Origin of the sequence: Rhizobium sp. P32RR-XVIII (assembly GCF_012641395.1) — a bacterium.
GTDB lineage: Bacteria > Pseudomonadota > Alphaproteobacteria > Rhizobiales > Rhizobiaceae > Rhizobium.
The window spans coordinates 102804-119940 of sequence record NZ_JABAIH010000010.1 but is presented as its reverse complement, the minus strand read 5'-3'; the positions used below and the strand labels follow the sequence as shown (position 1 = coordinate 119940).

Annotated in this window: 16 protein-coding genes; 7 read left to right on the top strand and 9 right to left on the bottom strand. The window is 61.2% G+C overall.

What is annotated here, in order from left to right; all coding sequences use genetic code 11:
* Positions 1-24: 24 nt before the first annotated feature.
* Entirely contained in the window at positions 25-675 is a 651-nt protein-coding gene (gene chpT / locus HGP14_RS24580; RefSeq protein WP_205927320.1) for a histidine phosphotransferase ChpT, read from the bottom strand.
* Between the two features lie 185 nt (positions 676-860).
* Here chpT and HGP14_RS24575 point away from each other — a divergent pair, with 185 nt between their 5' ends.
* Both HGP14_RS24575 and HGP14_RS24570 read left to right on the top strand, forming a co-directional pair.
* Complete coding sequence (locus tag HGP14_RS24575) at positions 861-1457, top strand: DUF1134 domain-containing protein (protein WP_168832484.1); 597 nt, start codon at positions 861-863, stop codon at positions 1455-1457.
* A gap of 118 nt (positions 1458-1575) precedes the next feature.
* Positions 1576-2736 carry a hypothetical protein gene (locus HGP14_RS24570; protein WP_168832483.1) on the top strand — a complete coding sequence of 387 codons (1161 nt, stop codon included), beginning with the start codon at positions 1576-1578 and terminating at the stop codon, positions 2734-2736.
* 1 nt (position 2737) lies between these two features.
* Here HGP14_RS24570 and HGP14_RS24565 read toward each other — a convergent pair whose 3' ends face one another.
* Positions 2738-3559: an RNA methyltransferase gene (locus HGP14_RS24565; protein WP_168832482.1), complete on the bottom strand. Its 822-nt coding sequence runs from the start codon at positions 3557-3559 to the stop codon at positions 2738-2740.
* Between the two features lie 5 nt (positions 3560-3564).
* A complete protein-coding gene (locus HGP14_RS24560; protein ID WP_168832481.1) occupies positions 3565-3948 on the bottom strand; it encodes a hypothetical protein in 384 nt (127 codons plus the stop codon).
* 39 nt (positions 3949-3987) lie between these two features.
* Here HGP14_RS24560 and HGP14_RS24555 point away from each other — a divergent pair, with 39 nt between their 5' ends.
* Together HGP14_RS24555 and rpoH are read left to right on the top strand one after the other, a co-directional pair.
* Positions 3988-5013 carry an RluA family pseudouridine synthase gene (locus tag HGP14_RS24555; protein WP_168832480.1) on the top strand — a complete coding sequence of 342 codons (1026 nt, stop codon included), beginning with the start codon at positions 3988-3990 and terminating at the stop codon, positions 5011-5013.
* A gap of 171 nt (positions 5014-5184) precedes the next feature.
* Entirely contained in the window at positions 5185-6093 is a 909-nt protein-coding gene (gene rpoH, locus HGP14_RS24550; protein ID WP_168832479.1) for an RNA polymerase sigma factor RpoH, read from the top strand.
* 73 nt (positions 6094-6166) lie between these two features.
* Here the strand turns inward: rpoH and HGP14_RS24545 are convergent, their stop codons facing one another.
* Both HGP14_RS24545 and HGP14_RS24540 read right to left on the bottom strand, forming a co-directional pair.
* On the bottom strand, positions 6167-8530 hold the full coding sequence (locus tag HGP14_RS24545; protein WP_168832478.1) for a hypothetical protein: 2364 nt from the start codon (positions 8528-8530) through the stop codon (positions 6167-6169).
* Between the two features lie 63 nt (positions 8531-8593).
* Positions 8594-9892 carry an adenylosuccinate synthase gene (locus tag HGP14_RS24540; RefSeq protein WP_168832477.1) on the bottom strand — a complete coding sequence of 433 codons (1299 nt, stop codon included), beginning with the start codon at positions 9890-9892 and terminating at the stop codon, positions 8594-8596.
* A gap of 196 nt (positions 9893-10088) precedes the next feature.
* On the opposite strand from HGP14_RS24540, the gene HGP14_RS24535 reads away from it, so the two are divergent.
* Complete coding sequence (locus tag HGP14_RS24535) at positions 10089-11006, top strand: DMT family transporter (protein ID WP_168832476.1); 918 nt, start codon at positions 10089-10091, stop codon at positions 11004-11006.
* Positions 11007-11014: 8 nt separating this feature from the next.
* On the opposite strand, the gene HGP14_RS24530 is transcribed toward HGP14_RS24535, so the two are convergent.
* Positions 11015-11860: a GNAT family N-acetyltransferase gene (locus HGP14_RS24530; RefSeq protein WP_168832475.1), complete on the bottom strand. Its 846-nt coding sequence runs from the start codon at positions 11858-11860 to the stop codon at positions 11015-11017.
* A 413-nt stretch (positions 11861-12273) separates the two neighbouring features.
* On the opposite strand from HGP14_RS24530, the gene HGP14_RS24525 reads away from it, so the two are divergent.
* A complete protein-coding gene (locus HGP14_RS24525; protein WP_246704572.1) occupies positions 12274-13137 on the top strand; it encodes a DUF6030 family protein in 864 nt (287 codons plus the stop codon).
* Here the strand turns inward: HGP14_RS24525 and HGP14_RS24520 are convergent.
* The 3 genes from HGP14_RS24520 to ung all read right to left on the bottom strand — a co-directional run bounded on the left by HGP14_RS24520 (position 13128) and on the right by ung (position 15521).
* Entirely contained in the window at positions 13128-13736 is a 609-nt protein-coding gene (locus HGP14_RS24520; RefSeq protein WP_168832474.1) for an alpha/beta hydrolase, read from the bottom strand. The genes HGP14_RS24525 and HGP14_RS24520 overlap by 10 nt on opposite strands.
* Before the next feature lie 10 nt (positions 13737-13746).
* On the bottom strand, positions 13747-14679 hold the full coding sequence (locus HGP14_RS24515; RefSeq protein WP_168832473.1) for a VOC family protein: 933 nt from the start codon (positions 14677-14679) through the stop codon (positions 13747-13749).
* 131 nt (positions 14680-14810) lie between these two features.
* Positions 14811-15521 (bottom strand): uracil-DNA glycosylase, encoded by a 711-nt coding sequence (ung, locus tag HGP14_RS24510; protein WP_168832472.1) that lies wholly within the window; start codon positions 15519-15521, stop codon positions 14811-14813.
* Between the two features lie 158 nt (positions 15522-15679).
* Here ung and HGP14_RS35270 point away from each other — a divergent pair, with 158 nt between their 5' ends.
* On the top strand, positions 15680-17107 hold the full coding sequence (locus HGP14_RS35270; protein ID WP_205927319.1) for a phosphomannomutase: 1428 nt from the start codon (positions 15680-15682) through the stop codon (positions 17105-17107).
* The last annotated feature ends 30 nt before the right edge of the window (positions 17108-17137 follow it).

The window sequence follows — 17137 nt, the reverse complement described above, 5'->3', positions numbered from 1 at the left end:
GACGGCAGCGATGCGGGCATAAAACTAGGCGGCCAGAGACTCCGCAGTGAAGATGATTTCTTCGCCCGTCTGGCTGTGGCCGAGCTCCATCCGGCACTCTTCGGCGAGCAAGACGGCATAGTAGGGCTGGATCGAATGGGCATCGATCGCCTCTTCGATTTGACCAGAGGTGATCTCCACGAATTTGCCCGGCATGCGCATCAGCTTGCCCTTCGCGATGATCTTGAACTTCGCATCGAATTCCGGATTTTCGAGCGTCACTTCCAGCGAACCGCCGCGCGGGATCGACGAATAGGCGACGAGAAAAAGGTTCAGCAGCAGCTTCACGCGATTTTTCGCGACGATGGCGCGCGGGCCGTTCCAGGTAACCTCGGTCTTCTTTTCCGCGGCAGCGAAGTCCTTGGCCGCGCGCTCTGCCTCACCGGTATCGATCGAAGCGCCGACCGAGCCGGAAGCGCCAAATGCGAGGCGTGCAAATTTCAGGCGAACGGACGCATTGAGCGCGCTCGTGCGGATGAGGTCCATGGCGTCGGAATCGGCCCCACCTTCGTCCAGCAGTTCGAGACCGTTGTTGATCGCGCCGACCGGCGAGATGACGTCGTGGCAAACTCGGCTGCAAAGTAGCGCGGCCAAATCGGGGCCGGTCAATGTAAGATTAGGATTTCTGGACATCATCGTCTCCTGAGGGCGGTGGATCCATCCGCCTATATCTTGCTTGATCAAAATTGCACGAAGTTTGCGCCGTACTCGCCGCCATAATGACACCATATTTGGTAAACCGATTGTTAAGACGATCGGCGCAAAATGTGTCTACTGCCGGAAACGGCTCATCGAACCGACCATGACGAACGGATCACACCATGCGCCTTCAATCCCCCAGAAGATTTATCGGCTTCTGCCGGCTTCTCGTCGCGCTGACCATATCCGCATTTATGCTCTCCTCGCAGGAGGCCGGAGCCCAGCAGGCCAGCGGCAACCAGTACACAGTCCAGGAGATCATCGACGCCGGCCACTCGTTCTTCGGCTCGACCAGCGGTGGCCTTGCCAAGGTCATTGAGGCGGCCTTTCAGAAATACGGACTGCCGAACGGCTACATCCTCGGACAGGAAGGATCGGGCGCCTTCATCGCCGGCCTTACCTATGGCGAGGGCCAGCTCAACACCAAGAATGCCGGCGAACATCCTCTTTACTGGCAGGGCCCCTCCCTTGGTCTCGATTATGGCGGCCAGGGCACGCGCGTGATGATGCTGGTCTATGACCTGCCTTCGGTGGACAGCATCTATGCCCGCTTCGGCGGCGTCAGCGGTCAGGCTTTCGTGGTTGCCGGCTTCGGCATGACGCTCCTCAAGAACAACAATGTTCTGGTGGTTCCGATCCGCACCGGCATCGGCGCGCGTCTCGGCGTCAATGTCGGCTATCTGAAGATCACCCCGGGCCCGACCTGGAACCCCTTCTGAACCTACAGTCCGGTGGCGGTTTCTCTCCCGCCGTCACCCATCCGCCACTTGCCCTGCGCTTGGTGCGCGCTTAATCATTGGCGCTGACGCAAATCAATTCTGAGGCAATGGCGGCGCCGTGATCGAGTATGCACTTCTGTTCGGACTGGGATTCCTGACGGCGGCGTTCCTCGTCTTCCTGATCTCGCCTGCCATCCATCGCCGCATCGTCTGGTATACGGAAAACCGGATGAAGGCGACCATGCCGCTCAGCCCGCAGGAGGTTCGCGCGCAGAAGGACATGGTGAGGGCACTCTATGCGGCCGAAAATGCCAGGACGGCCCAGGATTTGATAAGGGAGCGCGAAAAATCTCTTTCCTTGAAGCTTCGCCATGACGGTCTCGCCCTCGATGCCGGTCGCCTCTCCTCCGAAGTCGGCGCGTTGAAGGCCCAGATCGAAGATCTGAACCTTGAGGCCGCCGATTCCCGATCTCATCTTCGCAAGGACGAGACTTACATCAGCCAGCTGAAGACGAGCCTGCACATGGCCGAACAGGCGAGCTCCGCAAAGGAAACCGAACTCGACCTCCTACGCAGCCGTCTGAACAAGCTTGCCGAACAGTCCGATAACCTGAAGATCGACATGGCTGCGCAGCAAACGGAGATGGAAAGTCTGAAATCGCGGGCCAACACGCTGCGCGACGAACGCGATACGCTGCGCAAGGACGTCGACCTTCTGCAGAAGCGCGCCAAGGATGCCGAGCAGAAGTTGACGCAGCAGGAACACAAGGTGCTCCGCCTGGAAGACAAGGGTGCCCGTGACGCGACCGCTGCTGCCGACAAGGAAACGCTGCTGGGGCGGCGCCAGCAGGAAATCGCCAAGCTCAAGGAGCAGTTGAAGGCAACCAAAGCCGGCCTGCGCCAGGCAAACCGTGCGCTTCGCGCCGCCGGGCTGGCGGAGGCAGTTGTCGAAACCATCGCGGAGGAAACGATGCAGGAAAGCGCTCCAGCGTCCGAACTTGATCCAGCAGTCGTTGCCGCCCGCCTCGCCGAGGAAGTCCGTGCCCGCAGCGCAGCCATTTCCGATCGCATCGCCAAGGCAAAGACGACGACAGCCGACGACAGCGCAATGCGCGAAGAGATCGCCTCGATCGCTGCCGGCATGGTCGCGTTGACCGTTATCAACGAAGGTCCGTCCTCGCCGATCCGTGACCTTTTGCCGGAAGGCACCGGCAAGGAGCAAGGCGAACGCGTGAGCCTCGCCGAGCGCGCCGCGACGATCCTTTCGGAGCCGGGCTAAGTCAGACCCGGCCCACAGCCGACGAGATTGCGAACAGTGCGATCCCGGTCGCCGTTGCGACGTTGAGGCTGTCCAGGCCGGCGGATTGCGGAATGCGCGCGCTCCTGAAGCGTGCCAGGACTGTTTCCGGCAATCCTTCTCCTTCCGTACCGACGACGAGCGCTATGCGATCTGACGACGATATCGCGCGAATATCCGTCTCGCCGCGCGGCGATAAAGTCCAGATATCGAAGCCCCCTGCGGCAAGCGCTGCGAGAATGTCCAGGGCGCTGCCGTCGCGCTGATAGGGAACGCTCAACACCGATCCGACGGAGACGCGCATCGCCTTGCGGTAAAGCGGGTCGCAGGATGTCTCATCGAGAAAAACGGCATCCGCACCGAAGGCCGCCGCATTGCGAAACATCGAACCCGCATTGTCGTGGTTGGAAATGCCGCAGCCGACCAAAACGAGCGCGCGATCGGGCAGGCAGTCGAGCAGGCTCTCGCTGCGCTCGATCCTTTTTCCGATCGCCAGGACGCCGCGATGAAGATGGAAACCGACAATGCCGTCGAGGACATCGGCCTCGGCGACGTAGATTGGAACCTCCGGGGGAAAGCGCGCAATAATGTCGGAAACGCCTTCGACGCGGTTGCGCAGCAGCAGCACCTTCTCGGCCTCGAAGCCGCGCCCTGCCAAATGGGCCTCGGCCAGCATCCGCAGCACGACGGTGCCTTCGGCAATGAAGCGGTTCTGCCTGCCGGTCAGGTCGCGCTCGCGGATCGATCGGAATTCCGCAATGCGCGGGTCATCCACGCTCTCGATCGTGACCGGAGGCGCAGCCATCGGCGCTAATTGGCCCCGACGATGATATCAGCGACGAGGCGGCCTGCCTTGATATCGTAGACCAGTGCTTTGCGCTTCCCGTCGGCAGACTGCCCGAAGAACAGAATCCGGTCTCCTGATAGCGATGTGGATTGCACGGCGAAGCCGGGCGGCAGCGAAACCGTGGAGCTGACCGGCGCATCCGAAGGAACGCCGGAGCCGGAGGCAGCGGCCGTTTCGGCTGGTTCCGCCTTCATCGTCTTGTAGACAACGGCGCCGAAGACCGCCATAAGGCTCACAAACATGATGACGCCCGAAACGATCTGCAACCGCACCATCTTGCGCCGGACACTTTCCATTGCCGGGTCAAGGGACTGTTCTTCCTGATCGTCTGTCTCGATTTTGGTCATTGTGGCGTCCTGCAAAAAATACTTCGGAGAAGAAGCGTCTTGAGCGACCCCTTTAAACAAGCATCCGGGATTAGGAAAGTCCTGACCGCTGATGAGAGTGCCGAAGGCCGGCTCGATGCCTGGCTGACTGCACAGCTCGGCGAGGAATTCTCACGCAGCCGCGTCAAGGTGCTCATCAAGGACGGCCAGTTGCTTGTGAACGGAGCGCCTGCCCTTGATCCGCAGAAGAAGGTGCGGCCCGGCGACCAGTACGAGATCCTGCTGCCCGAGCCCGAGGACCCCACGCCGAAAGGCGAGAACATTCCGCTCGACATCCTTTACGAGGACGACGACGTCATCGTCATCTCGAAGCCGGCCGGCCTTGTCGTCCATCCGGCCGCCGGAAACTGGACGGGCACGCTCGTCAACGCCCTGATCTACCACTGCGGTGACAGCCTGTCGGGCATCGGCGGTGTCCGGCGACCGGGCATCGTTCACCGGCTCGACAAAGACACCACAGGTGTCATGGTCGTTGCCAAGAACGATATTGCCCACCGCAACCTGTCGCAGCAATTTGCCGACCACGGCCGCACCATGCCGCTCGAACGTGCCTACAAGGCCATCGTCTGGGGCCGCCCGCGTTCGCTCAGCGGAACGATCGACGCGCCACTCGGCCGCTCGACCGGCGACCGCACGCGCCGCACGGTCAAACGTCCCGACAGCCAGGATGCCGACGAGGCCGTTACCCATTACGAGGTGCTGGAGCGCTTCCACGAAAACCCGGACGCGACGGCGCTCGCCGCGCTCGTCGAATGCCACCTGGAGACCGGCCGCACTCACCAGATCCGCGTCCACATGGCCCATATCGGTCATCCGCTTCTCGGCGACGGGGTCTATGGCGCGCATCTCAGAACCAAGGCCAACCTTCTGCCGGAAGCGGCACGCAAGGTCGTCAACAGCTTCGGGCGGCAGGCGCTCCATGCCTATATGCTGCAGTTCGAGCACCCCCGCTCAGGTGAACTTTTGCACTTCGAGGCTCCCCTCCCCGAAGATATGGTGGAACTGGTCGAAGCCCTGCGCCGTTAGACACGTAACGCCATCGTGAACCGGGCAAGCTGGCTTGAACCGCCGTTCCGCCATACTTATCTTTACATAGACTAAGTGCGGGCCCGGCTTTGGGCCGCATGTCTCGGTTCGCCTGTTCAACGCGGGGGCGCGTTCCATTGGGAGCCGGAATCTACATAGGAGGGTGCAATCATGGCCCGTAATACCTTGCCGTCCATTACCGCCGGCGAAGCCGGCCTCAATCGTTATCTCGACGAAATCCGCAAGTTCCCGATGCTGGAGCCGCAGCAGGAATACATGCTGGGGAAGCGTTATGCGGAGCATGGCGACCGCGAAGCCGCGCATAAGCTGGTCACCAGCCACCTGCGTCTCGTCGCCAAGATCGCCATGGGTTACCGCGGTTATGGTTTGCCGATCGGAGAGGTTGTTTCCGAAGGCAACGTCGGCCTCATGCAGGCCGTCAAGAAGTTCGATCCGGAACGCGGATTCCGTCTCGCCACCTATGCCATGTGGTGGATCAAGGCTTCGATCCAGGAATACATCCTGCGTTCGTGGTCGCTGGTGAAGATGGGGACCACTGCGAACCAGAAGCGCCTGTTCTTCAACCTGCGCCGTCTCAAGGGCCGTATCCAGGCCATCGATGAAGGCGATTTGAAGCCGGAGCAGGTTGCCGAGATCGCAACGAAGCTGAACGTGTCCGAGGAGGAAGTCGTTTCGATGAACCGCCGCCTTTCCGGCGACGCTTCGCTGAACGCGCCGATCAAGGCCTCGGAAGGCGATAGCGGTCAGTGGCAGGACTGGCTCGTGGACGACCACGATAGCCAGGAGGCCGTGCTGATCGAGCAGGATGAACTGGAGACGCGCCGCCGGATGCTGTCAAAGGCGATGAGCGTGCTGAACGACCGCGAACGGCGTATCTTCGAGGCCCGCCGCCTTGCTGACGAGCCGGTTACGCTGGAAGATCTCTCGTCCGAGTTCGATATCAGCCGCGAACGCGTCCGCCAGATCGAGGTGCGCGCCTTTGAAAAGGTGCAGGATGCCGTCCGAAAGGAAGCGCTGGAGAGGGCACAAGCCGTCCGCGTCGTCGAATCCACGGCATAAATCAGCAAACTCACACGTGAAAAAGGCGGGTCCATGCGGCCCGCCTTTTTTGTGTCCGAGCTCTGGATCAGGGTTACTGGCTCGTGCTCACGTCGCCGAGTGCGGTCCACTCCTGGATCGCCTTGTTGAACGCTTCCGTGCCGGTCGCACCCTTCTGGATGGTGATCAGAGCGCGACGGCCATTGCGATAGGTGATCGGGATATCGATCCAGTCGCGCGTTTGAAGCAGTTGGAGATTGGCCTTTCGCGCGTCCGGATAATCATTCAGCGCGACCATGTGGAAATCGTCGGTGATCTTGGCAGGCACGGCTATCAGCGCGTCGCCGCGATCCTGCTCCGTGCGCTTCATTGAAATGCGCTGCACGCTTTCGATGCTGCCGCCCTCGAAATTCGGCGGAAGCGAGAAAACGACTTCGACGAGATGGCTCGCCGGAAGCGACGGATCGGAGTTGCGCTTGAAGGTCACGAGAACCGAAAGATTGCGCTCCGGCACCGTCACATTGGCCTGCACAGTCGATTCCTGCTTGCCGGCCTGATCGGTTTCATGCTGGACGCTCCAGATGACGGATCCCTGGATCGCCGTCGGCGAACTTTCGCCGATCCGCTCTTCGTAGAGGAACATCTTCTCCGTCGCACCGGCGGGCGTCTGCTGAGCGGCCGGCGCGGTTTGGGCCTGCTGAGGGGCAGCGGCCGGGGCGTCTGCCGCCTGCCCTTGGGCGGGTGTACTCGCCTGCGCGGCTGGCGCCGGCGCAGCGGATGCGACGTTCTGTTCGGAGACGGACTTGCCTTCGGCCGTCGGCGTACCGGGGGCGGCGGCCGGGCCGTTATCGACTTCCGTGCCGTCAGCCATAAGGCGCTGTGTGAACTTGTTGTTCGTAGCGGAGCCGTCATCACGGGCGGTAGCCTGCTGGTCCTTCTCGGCCGGCTTTGCCGCTTCGGTATTTGTCGCGGGCGCCGCAGGTGCCGGGCTTCCGGAAGAGGCAGCCGGCTCGCCATCGGCCGTCTTGGATGGCGCCGAACTTACCAAACCGTTGAACATCGCGACCAGCTGGTCACGGTTCATCCAGGCGGCATAGGCGCCCCCGCCCAGCACCGCCAGCACCACGAGCATGGTAATGGCCGCGCCGACGCCAAAGCGCCGTCGCTTCGGCTCCATGCGGAAATTCTTGTTCTGCAGTTTGGCCGCAAGCAGATGGTCGACACCGTCGGACGGCACGGAATCGTCGTCTTCCGCCACGACGCCGCGGTGATCGTAGCCTCGAAGTGCCTTGGCCTCCTGCCACTCTGCACCCGGAACGTCCGCGACGGGAGCTCCAGTTTTGCCGTTGATATCCTCAAAGAGGTCCGCATCGTTAAACTGTGCCGCAACGGGTTTCTTCTTGTCCTGACCTGCCTCGATCGGCGGCAGGTCGTCGAAGGCCGCAGCCTCCCATGAGAAGCCTTCGTTCGCGGGCGGCATCTTCGGCAGCACCGGGGGAAGCGCCGCAATGGCTTCCTCGAAAGCGCGCGCCGCGTCGCTGGTCGACTCGGCCGGCGGCACGATCCCCGAAAAGTTCCTCACCTCCTCGGCAGCCCACGCCGCCTCCGCTTCCTTCGCGGGCTCGGACGGGATCTGAGCAGCAGGTTCGGCCCATACGGGATCGAAATGCGCGGCAGTTTCCGCCTGAAGCGGCTCCTCGCGGCTATGCTCTACGAATTCCTCCGGCTTCTCGAACGCGGCGACGGGCTCGACGAGACGGTTCGAGGGATTGTATTCGTTGATCGGCGGGAGTGGCTTCGGCTCGGCCGCCGGTTCGGGTTCGACCGCGGGCTCGGCTTCGAAGGCAGGTTCCGGCTCGAAAGCGGGCGCCTCCACATGAGGCTCATGCGGAGCAACACGGTATTCCTCGACCGGCGCTTCGTCGTGATGCGATGCCGCCCACTCCTCAACAGGGGCCACTTCTTCAATGGGGGCGGCTTCCTCGGCGGGGCGTTCCCATTGTACCTCTTGGGGTGCGGGCTCATCCGCCGCAACGACGGGCTCCTCGTAATGGGCGGCCTCTTCCCGAGATTCCTCTTCATGCTGATATTCGACAGGTTCGGCGGCTTGCTCACGAGACTCGGCAACCGGTTGATCCACCGGCTCGGGCGCAGGAGCAGGTTCGGCGAATGCCTCGACTGGAGGTTGCTCATGGACAGGCGCTTCGGCAGCAGCAGCGGCAATCGCAGCCTGGTCTTCCGGCAATGCCTCGGAATGCTCTGCTTCCACCTCGCGAATGGCGGCATCGAGCTTATCCAGCTGGCGTTGCAGCATCGCTTCCGGCGGACGCGGCTTCATGTTTTCGAGCTGCCGCTGCACGGCACCGCGCGCGCGCTCGTAAACCTTCACCCGCATCTCGGGTGTATTTTCGGCCAGGCCGTCCACCGCCCGCCGGATAACTGCAATAAAATCAGCCATTAGTACTTTCTCGAGGGGCCAGGTCGCCCAGAGCCTGGCCAGATGTCTTAGTGACCCGCGACATTAGTCCTCAAAAGGATCAGTCACAAGTATCGTGTCGTCTCGCTCAGGACTTGTAGACAAGAGAGCGACAGGCGCCCCGATCAGCTCTTCGACCTGGCGGACATACTTGATCGCCTGGGCCGGCAGATCGGCCCAGCTACGCGCGCCAACCGTCGATTCCTTCCAGCCTTCAAGCGTAATATAGACCGGCTCCACGCGCGCCTGCGCGCCCTGGCTGGCCGGAAGATGATCGATCTGCTCGCCGTCCAGCTTGTAGCCGACGCAGATCTTCAGTTCGTCCAGGCCGTCGAGAACATCAAGTTTCGTCAGCGCGATCCCGGTAATGCCGTTGGTTGCAACCGACTGGCGGACGAGCGCCGCATCGAACCAGCCGCAGCGACGCTTGCGGCCCGTTACCGTGCCGAACTCATGGCCCTTTTCACCGAGGAACTGGCCGATGTCGTCATGCAACTCGGTCGGGAACGGACCCTCGCCAACACGCGTGGTATAGGCCTTGGTGATGCCGAGGATGTAACCGAGCGACCCCGGACCCATGCCCGAGCCGGCCGCAGCCTGACCGGCTACGGTGTTCGAGGACGTCACGAACGGATAGGTGCCATGATCGATGTCGAGCAGGCTGCCCTGCGCGCCTTCGAAGAGAATGCGGGCGCCCTTGCGGCGTTCCCTGTCGAGCAGGAGCCAAACGGTATCGCGGTATGGAAGCACGCGGTCGGCGATCGACGTCAGCTCGGTCATGATCGCGTCATGGCTGACCTCGGCGACGCCAAGGCCGCGGCGCAGCGCATTGTGATGCGTCAGGATGCGGTCGACCTTGCCCGGCAGCGCCTCGAGATCGGCGAGATCCATGACGCGGATCGCGCGGCGGCCGACCTTGTCTTCATAGGCCGGCCCGATCCCGCGGCGCGTCGTGCCGATCTTCGTCCCGCTATTGGAGGCAGCATCTTCCCGGTAGGCATCAAGCTCGCGGTGCAGCGAGAGAATAAGGGTCGCGTTGTCGGCGATGCGCAGGTTCTCGGGAGAAATCTTGACGCCCTGCTTTTCCAGCTTCTCGATCTCGGCGATCAGCGCATGCGGGTCGACCACGACGCCGTTGCCGATAACTGCCATCTTGCCCGGGCGCACGACGCCGGAAGGCAGCAACGAGAGCTTGTAGCTCGTGCCGTCGATGACCAGCGTATGGCCTGCGTTGTGCCCGCCCTGATAGCGCACAACGATATCCGCACGTTCCGAAAGCCAATCGACAATCTTGCCCTTGCCTTCGTCACCCCATTGCGAACCGACCACGACTACATTCGTCATTAAACTCTTCCTGTTACCAGCGGATCAACCGCTCTGCTCAAACCCGCGCATCTATAAAGCTTTGTCTTTTGGAAAGCGACCCTGTTATCACGGGGAATTGGGCTTTTTGCGTGACAAATCAGCCCGCCACGGGCTAATTGCCGGGGCATCGGCAGCAATCAAAGCTCCTTTTCAGGGAAAACGGGAAGAATCATCCTTGCGGATCACGGCCTACCTTTGTCTCATCGTTGCAGCGCTATGCTGGGGGGGAAACGCCGTCGCCGGAAAACTGGCGCTCGGCCATGTCAGTCCGATGATGCTGACTTTCCTGCGCTGGACGCTTGCGACCACGCTGATTGCAGCTGTGTCGTTTCCGCAGCTCAGGAAGGACTGGCCGCTCGTCCGCAAGAACCTGCCTCTGCTGTTTTTCTACGGTATGATCGGTTATACGATCTTCAATGCCGTGCTTTACTCTGCGTTGCAGTACACGACCGCCATCAATGTCGCGATCGAGCAGGCCGGCATCCCGATGCTGATTTTTCTGCTCAACCTCATCTTCTTCCGCACAATTGTTTCGACCGCGCAGATGGCCGGGTTCGGCATGACGCTCGCCGGCGTCGTCTTGACCGCCACCCATGGCGATATCGCCACACTGCTGAAGCTGGGCCTCAATCGCGGCGACGCCCTGATGCTGCTGGCGGTCGCCGCCTATGCAATCTACACGATCTTTCTGCGCTGGAAGCCGCCGGTCGATTGGCGAACGCTGATGGCTTTCCCCGCGTTTGCGGCGGCATTGTCGTCCCTGCCGTTCCTGCTTTGGGAGGGTGCCGCCGGCAATATCCAGATGCCTGACGGCAAAGGCTGGATCATCACCATCTATACGGCGATCTTCGCTTCACTGCTCGCGCAGATCCTCTACATCAAGGGCGTCGAATGGATCGGCGCCAACCGCGCCGGTCTCTTCATCAATCTCGTTCCGGTTTTCGGCACGCTGCTGTCCGTGCTGCTGCTCGGCGAAGCGTTGCAACTCTTTCATATCGCCGCACTGGTTCTGACGCTTGGCGGCATTGCCATCGCCGAAAGGGGCCGCCCGGAGCTCGCCGCTCCGACTGCTCCCGCATCCCCGATGGATTGATCTGCGAGCTACCCGAGTTCCAGCGTCGTCACGCCGAAGATATTCTTCAACGGGATCGCAGGCGCGCCGCCGCGATACATGCGCGCAGTCTCGAAGACCGGCTCAAGACCTATGCTTTCGGCCAGCGCGACCGCTTCCCGGTTGGGTACAGGGACATCGATGAAAACCGGTGCGTCCCCGGCTTCCGGCAACAATCCGGCAAGCAGCGCGGCTGCGGAGTCGGCATCCGCCGCAAAAAGCGGCCCGATCTTGTAACCTTCGTAGCAGCGCCGGATCGTCGCGTAACCGCGAATCTTGCCGCTCTTGCGGACGACCAACGTCATGCGCCCGCGCCGCCTCCTGCACCAGGCGGCAACGAATTCATTGCGCGGTTCCGGGAAAATCGAGGCATCGTAGCGGAAGAGCCCATCCAGCTTGTCGGAGACCGGATGCGCCGCGAGTGACGAGCGTGGGAGGCTCGTGGCGACACCGCCGTAACGCACCGTCATGTGCGCCGTCTCGAAGCCTGCCCTGCGATAATTCGCCTGTTGAGCGGCAACACCGTCAAGACCGACCGTACGGTCCGCTGCGGACTCGATCCCCACATTCCAGAGTGCCCTGCCGTAGCCTCTGCCGCGGAAGTCCGGATGGACGATAAAGAGACCGAGAAACGCAAAACGCTCGCCGTATTTCACCACGGAAATGGAGCCAACCGGCACTTCGCCGAGCGCGCCGACGAAAAAGCCGGAGGGGTCGGCCTCCTGGAAAGCGAGTGAATCGTCGAGCCCGGGATTCCACCCTTCTTGCCTTGCCCATTCGAGCACAAGCTCCAACTCACCCGGCCGTATCGCACGAACCGCAAATTCCGAACTCATGCAACCTTCCCATGCAAACCCTGCCGTAAGTTTGCAGGGAGGAATATCCAGAAACGCTAAAGTCTAGAGACCACCGCATCGCTGCCAGGCGCAAAGAAACATGCTCATGGCTGAAACGATCTGCATCGATCGTCAAAAGGCACGACACGAAATTCCTCGCGCCGCGAATATCATGAAACAACGCCGTTACAATCTCAAGAAAATTGCTTAAGAAATTGGAACCGAAAGCAGGGGAGTAAATGGGAAAACAATAAGGCCCGCAGGCTTTCGGCGACATCATCCACTCACATCGGCTTTCGAGCCGAATAAGCGCATTTTCACTATTTCGTTGAGTGTTTCGCTTCTCTTGTTGACTAAATACTGTTTGCCAGACGTAGTGATGCGGGCGACCGCCTTCTGACGAGTGATTGGATTTGGCCAGCGAGCCCTCGCGCCAGCACCTGAAAACGCCGGCGCCGCATCGTAAGCGGCGGGCAGCGCTTTGGCTGATGGTCGCCGCCTCGCTTTCGGTCGTCGGCGGCACAGTTCTCCTCTCCAATGACATGCGCAATCTGCGTACGCTGGCTGCGCGTTTCGGATATGAACTGCCGGACGAGAGCGTGGTGGTCCACACCGAAGTAGAAACGACCAAGCCCCCAATTCAACCAAATCCGGCGCCGGTTCGCCTCGACTTTTCGAAGCGTCTGCTCGAGGCGCCCCGGATCGAGCTTGCGGGCGGTTTCCTGAGGACCTGGCGGACGACGGGCCCCACGATGTGCGAGGCCCTGCGCAAGGCGGGCATCGAGACCACGCCATGGCGCCCCTCGGCGTTTGGCAGCAGTGCCTATGAGTGTTCCTTCCAGGAGGTCTACAAACAGGATGAGGAACGGCCGCTGAGTTCGGTCTTTTTGATTGTTCGCGGAGACCGCAAGGGCGCGATTTTCAACATGCGCGCAAAGATCGTCGGCCCGGCTACCGACGGCGCCGGGCGGCTTGACCCGTCGGTGATGCGCATTTTCGATACGATGCTCGCGCAACCGCACTGGCTGGATTTCAGCGACACATTGGCCGCAATCCGCGAAATGAAGGATGTGAAAGAGGACGGCTTCGGCGCAAGCGTCAGTTTCACCCGCGAGTTCACGAGCGAAAACAGCTTCAACTTCATCGTGACGATCAAGGCCGCGCCTGGCCCGCAATTGCGGACCAGGGCTTATTTTTCACGCGAGCGCTGGATGACGGCGCCAGATGTTGAGGCATCCGAAAACCTCCCACAGATTTTCGGTAGGCTTCAGAGATAGGGCGCGAAAAAGCGCCTGACGGCGTCGATCTCATTCGGCCGGATATCATGACCGCCCGGGTGCCACTCGGTCTCCGTCTGAGCACCCTGCCCTTCGAAATAGGCTGCTAGCGCCTTGGTCAGCGGGACTGGGCAGATCGGATCGCGTTCGCCCGCTGTAATCAGCACCTTGCGCCCATTGAGTTCCGGGTTCGTTTTCGGCTGGAAGGGGACGAGCGGGTGCATGAGCACCGACGCATCGAACAGCCCCTTCTCGATCAATACATTCGCTAGAATGTTCGCGCCGTTGGAGAAGCCAAGACCCAGGATGTGTGACGCCCCGTGATCGACGGTCATGTCCTTGACGAAGGCCGCCATCTTCTGCGTGGCTCTGGCGAGATCGTCCATATCGTAGACGCCCTCGCCTGTGCGCTTGAAAAAGCGGGCCGCACCGTGCTCCGAAACGTCCCCGCGGGGGGAAACGATCGTTGCATCGGGCAATAGCCGCCGCGCGAAATCGAAGAACTGGTTTTCATCTCCGCCGGTGCCATGCAACACAAAGAGAATGGGTTTTCCTGGTGCACCGGCATGCAGCCGGTGCACATAGCTGTGGTCGTTCATCGTTCCATCCTTAAGCTTCGAGCGGCTGCAGATGCTGCTCGAGCAGCTCCCGCAGATGCGCGTGCTGCTGTGGCAGCTTCAGCGCTTCGCCGAGATGAGCCGTGTCTTCGTCCCGGTTGAAGCCGGGTTCGTTGGTGGCAACCTCGAATAGAACGCCGCCCGGCGTGCGGAAATAGATCGCCCAGAAATAGTCGCGGTCGATGACCGGCGTCACCTGGTAACCCGTATCCATGAGGGCCTTGCGGACCTCGAGCTGCTTTTCCCGGTTTTCGACGGCAAAGGCAACGTGGTGAACGGAACCGGCACCCGGCAGGGCGCGGGAAATATTCGGCATCGTTTCGAGATCGACGAGATGTGCGCCATTGCCGCCCGGCATAATCAGACGCTTTACGCCGTCCTTCTCGTCCTGAACTTCATAGCCCATGAATTTCAGGAGCTCGGCCGTCGCACCCTCGTCACGAAGCCGCATGGCCACGGAGTGGAAACCGCGAATCCCATGGTCTTCGCTGATGCCGCCATGCGTCCAGGGCTGGCGGTTGTCGTCCTTGACTTCAACAAGTGCGAGACCGTCGCCATCAGGACCGGCGAAGTTCAACCGCTTTTCGCCAAAGCTCTCGTCGGCCTTGAGGCCGCTGACGCCGAGCTTGGCGAGACGGTCGCTCCAGAAGCCGAGCGAACCTTCGGGAACGGAAAAGACGGTCGTGCCGACTTCGCCGGTACCCGGACGGCCCTGCGCCATCTTCGGGAACGGGAAATAAGTCATGACCGTGCCGGGGGCACCGGTCTCGTCGCCATAGTAGAGATGGTAAACTTCAGGCGCGTCGAAGTTCACGGTTTTCTTGACGCGGCGCAGACCGAGCGCGTTCGTGAAGAACTGATTGTTGGTGCGGGCGTCCTCCGCCATGGAAGTGACGTGGTGCAGACCCTTGATCTGGTTGATCATATCGAAACCCTCTTTCTTGCCCGCAACGGCGGGCGTTGGATGGCTTATAGATGAGCCCTTGGAGCGCTTTGGAATAGCCGTGGAGATCAAAACGCATCGTCTCCGTTCATTGAACAACGATCATCGGCTGTTCAATAAGTCTGACTATCCTGCGGATTAGCCGGTAGCTCCCACTCCACCGGCGTGCGGCCATGGGACTGCAGAAAGGTATTCGCTTTCGAAAAATGCCGGCAGCCGAAAAATCCGTTATGCGCCGAAAGCGGCGACGGATGCGGCGCCTTCAGGACGAGATGGCGGTAAGAGTCGACGAAGGCCGCCTTTCGCTGCGCGTAGGAACCCCAGAGCATGAAGACGACCGAGTCGCATTGCTCGTTCACCTTGCGGATCACTGCATCGGTGAATTGCTCCCAGCCCTTGCCCTGATGCGACGCTGCCTGCGCCTCCTCGACGGTCAAAACGCTGTTCAGCAGCAGGACGCCCTGTTGGGCCCAATGCTCCAGGAAGCCATGCCGCGCCGGCTTGATGCCGAGGTCGGCTTCCATCTCTTTGTAGATGTTTACCAGCGATGGCGGAATACGCACGCCGGGCCGAACGCTGAAGCAAAGCCCATGCGCCTGCCCGAGACCGTGATACGGGTCCTGCCCGAGAATGACGACCTTCACCCGGGTAAGGGGCGTCAGGTCGAGCGCCCGAAAATACTCCGGACCTTTGGGAAAGATGCGCTTGCCAAGCTGCTTCCGGGCCAGCAGAAAATCCTTGAGCTGCGCCATGTACGGGCTGGAAAATTCAGCCGCGAGCGCCGTCTTCCAGCTTTCTTCAAGCGCGATGGTCTGTTCGCTCATCGATCATCCCTGTTCAACCGCATGGCCGACGGATTGCCCTAAGCCTAAAGGGAATACGCGGAATATTTTAGTCACCTATCGCGGCTAAAATTTACGAAGTATCGTTAGACCGGTGACAATGGCGCGGTAAAGCAAGCGTCAGCAAGGATTTAACACGAATGAAGTTTGGCACAAGCGGCCTGCGCGGCCTCTCCACCGATTTGAAAGGCAGGGCATCGGCCGTCTACGCCACGGCGTTCGGGCAATATCTTCTTGAGAGCGGGCGTGCAGGGCAAGGCGATCTCGTTCTGATCGGCCGCGACTTTCGTGATTCCAGCCCCGAAATCGCTGCGACTTGCGCTGCGGCACTCTCCGCGCTCGGCTTCAGGGTCGCCGACTGCGGCACCGTCCCGACGCCGGCATTGGCGCTCTACGGGCTCCGGCACAAGGCCGCCAGCCTGATGATTACCGGTTCGCACATCCCGGCCGACCGCAACGGCATCAAATTCTACCGGCCCGACGGCGAAATCGACAAGGCAGACGAAACGGCGATATCCGACCTCGCGGCCAAGCTCGACGCCTCGATGCACAAAGCGACCACCACAGCCGGCACAAAAGTCGAAGACAAGACAGCTGACTGCACGGAAGCCTTCGTGGCGCGCAATGCCGGTATCCTTTCTGCAAATGCACTTTCCGGCCTGAAGATCGGCGTCTATCAGCACAGTACGGTCGCTCGCGACCTTCTGGTTCAGCTGCTGTCGCATTACGGGGCCGACGTCGTTGCCCTCGGACGATCGGAAACATTCATACCTGTCGATACCGAAGCGGTCTCGGCGGAAACCATCGCGCTCCTGCAGGATTGGGCAAAGTCGTTGAAGCTCGACGCTGTCGTTTCCGCCGATGGTGACGGCGACCGGCCTCTGGTCACCGACGAAACCGGTACGCCGCTGCGAGGCGACCTGCTCGGGCTGATTGCTGCGAAGTTCCTGAACGCGGGCACCGTCGTCACGCCCGTGACGTCCAACTCCGGTATCGAAGCCGCTGGCGCCTTCACCGTCGTGCGGACGCGCGTCGGCTCGCCCTTCGTCATATCAGGCATGCAGGAAGCCAGCTCCGCGGGCAAAGACCACGTCATGGGTTTCGAGGCCAATGGCGGCTTGCTGACCGGCTCGGATTTCACCGTCAACGGCAAGACCGTGGACGCACTGCCGACGCGCGATTGTTTCCTGCCGATGCTCGCCGTGCTTTCGCTGGCAGCAGCGCAAAAGAAGCCGCTCTCGGCAATCGCCGGTTCCTATAACCTTCCGGTTGCTGCCGCCGACCGGCTGGAGAACTTCCCCGTCGAAACCAGCGCAAAGCTGATGGCTTACCTGCGGGCATCGCCGGAAAATCTGGCCGAATTCCTGACACCGATCGGAAAACCTTCCGCGACGAGCGATATCGACGGATTGCGGGTCACGCTGGCCGACAAGCGCATCATTCACTTCCGCCCCTCTGGCAATGCGCCGGAAATGCGCTGCTATGTCGAGGCGGAAAACGAACACGCCGCGACGGAACTGCTTGAAGCCGGACTGAACCGGATCAGGCACTGGGCCGGACAAAACTGATTGAAGACAAAAGACTTTGAGGAAACGCAC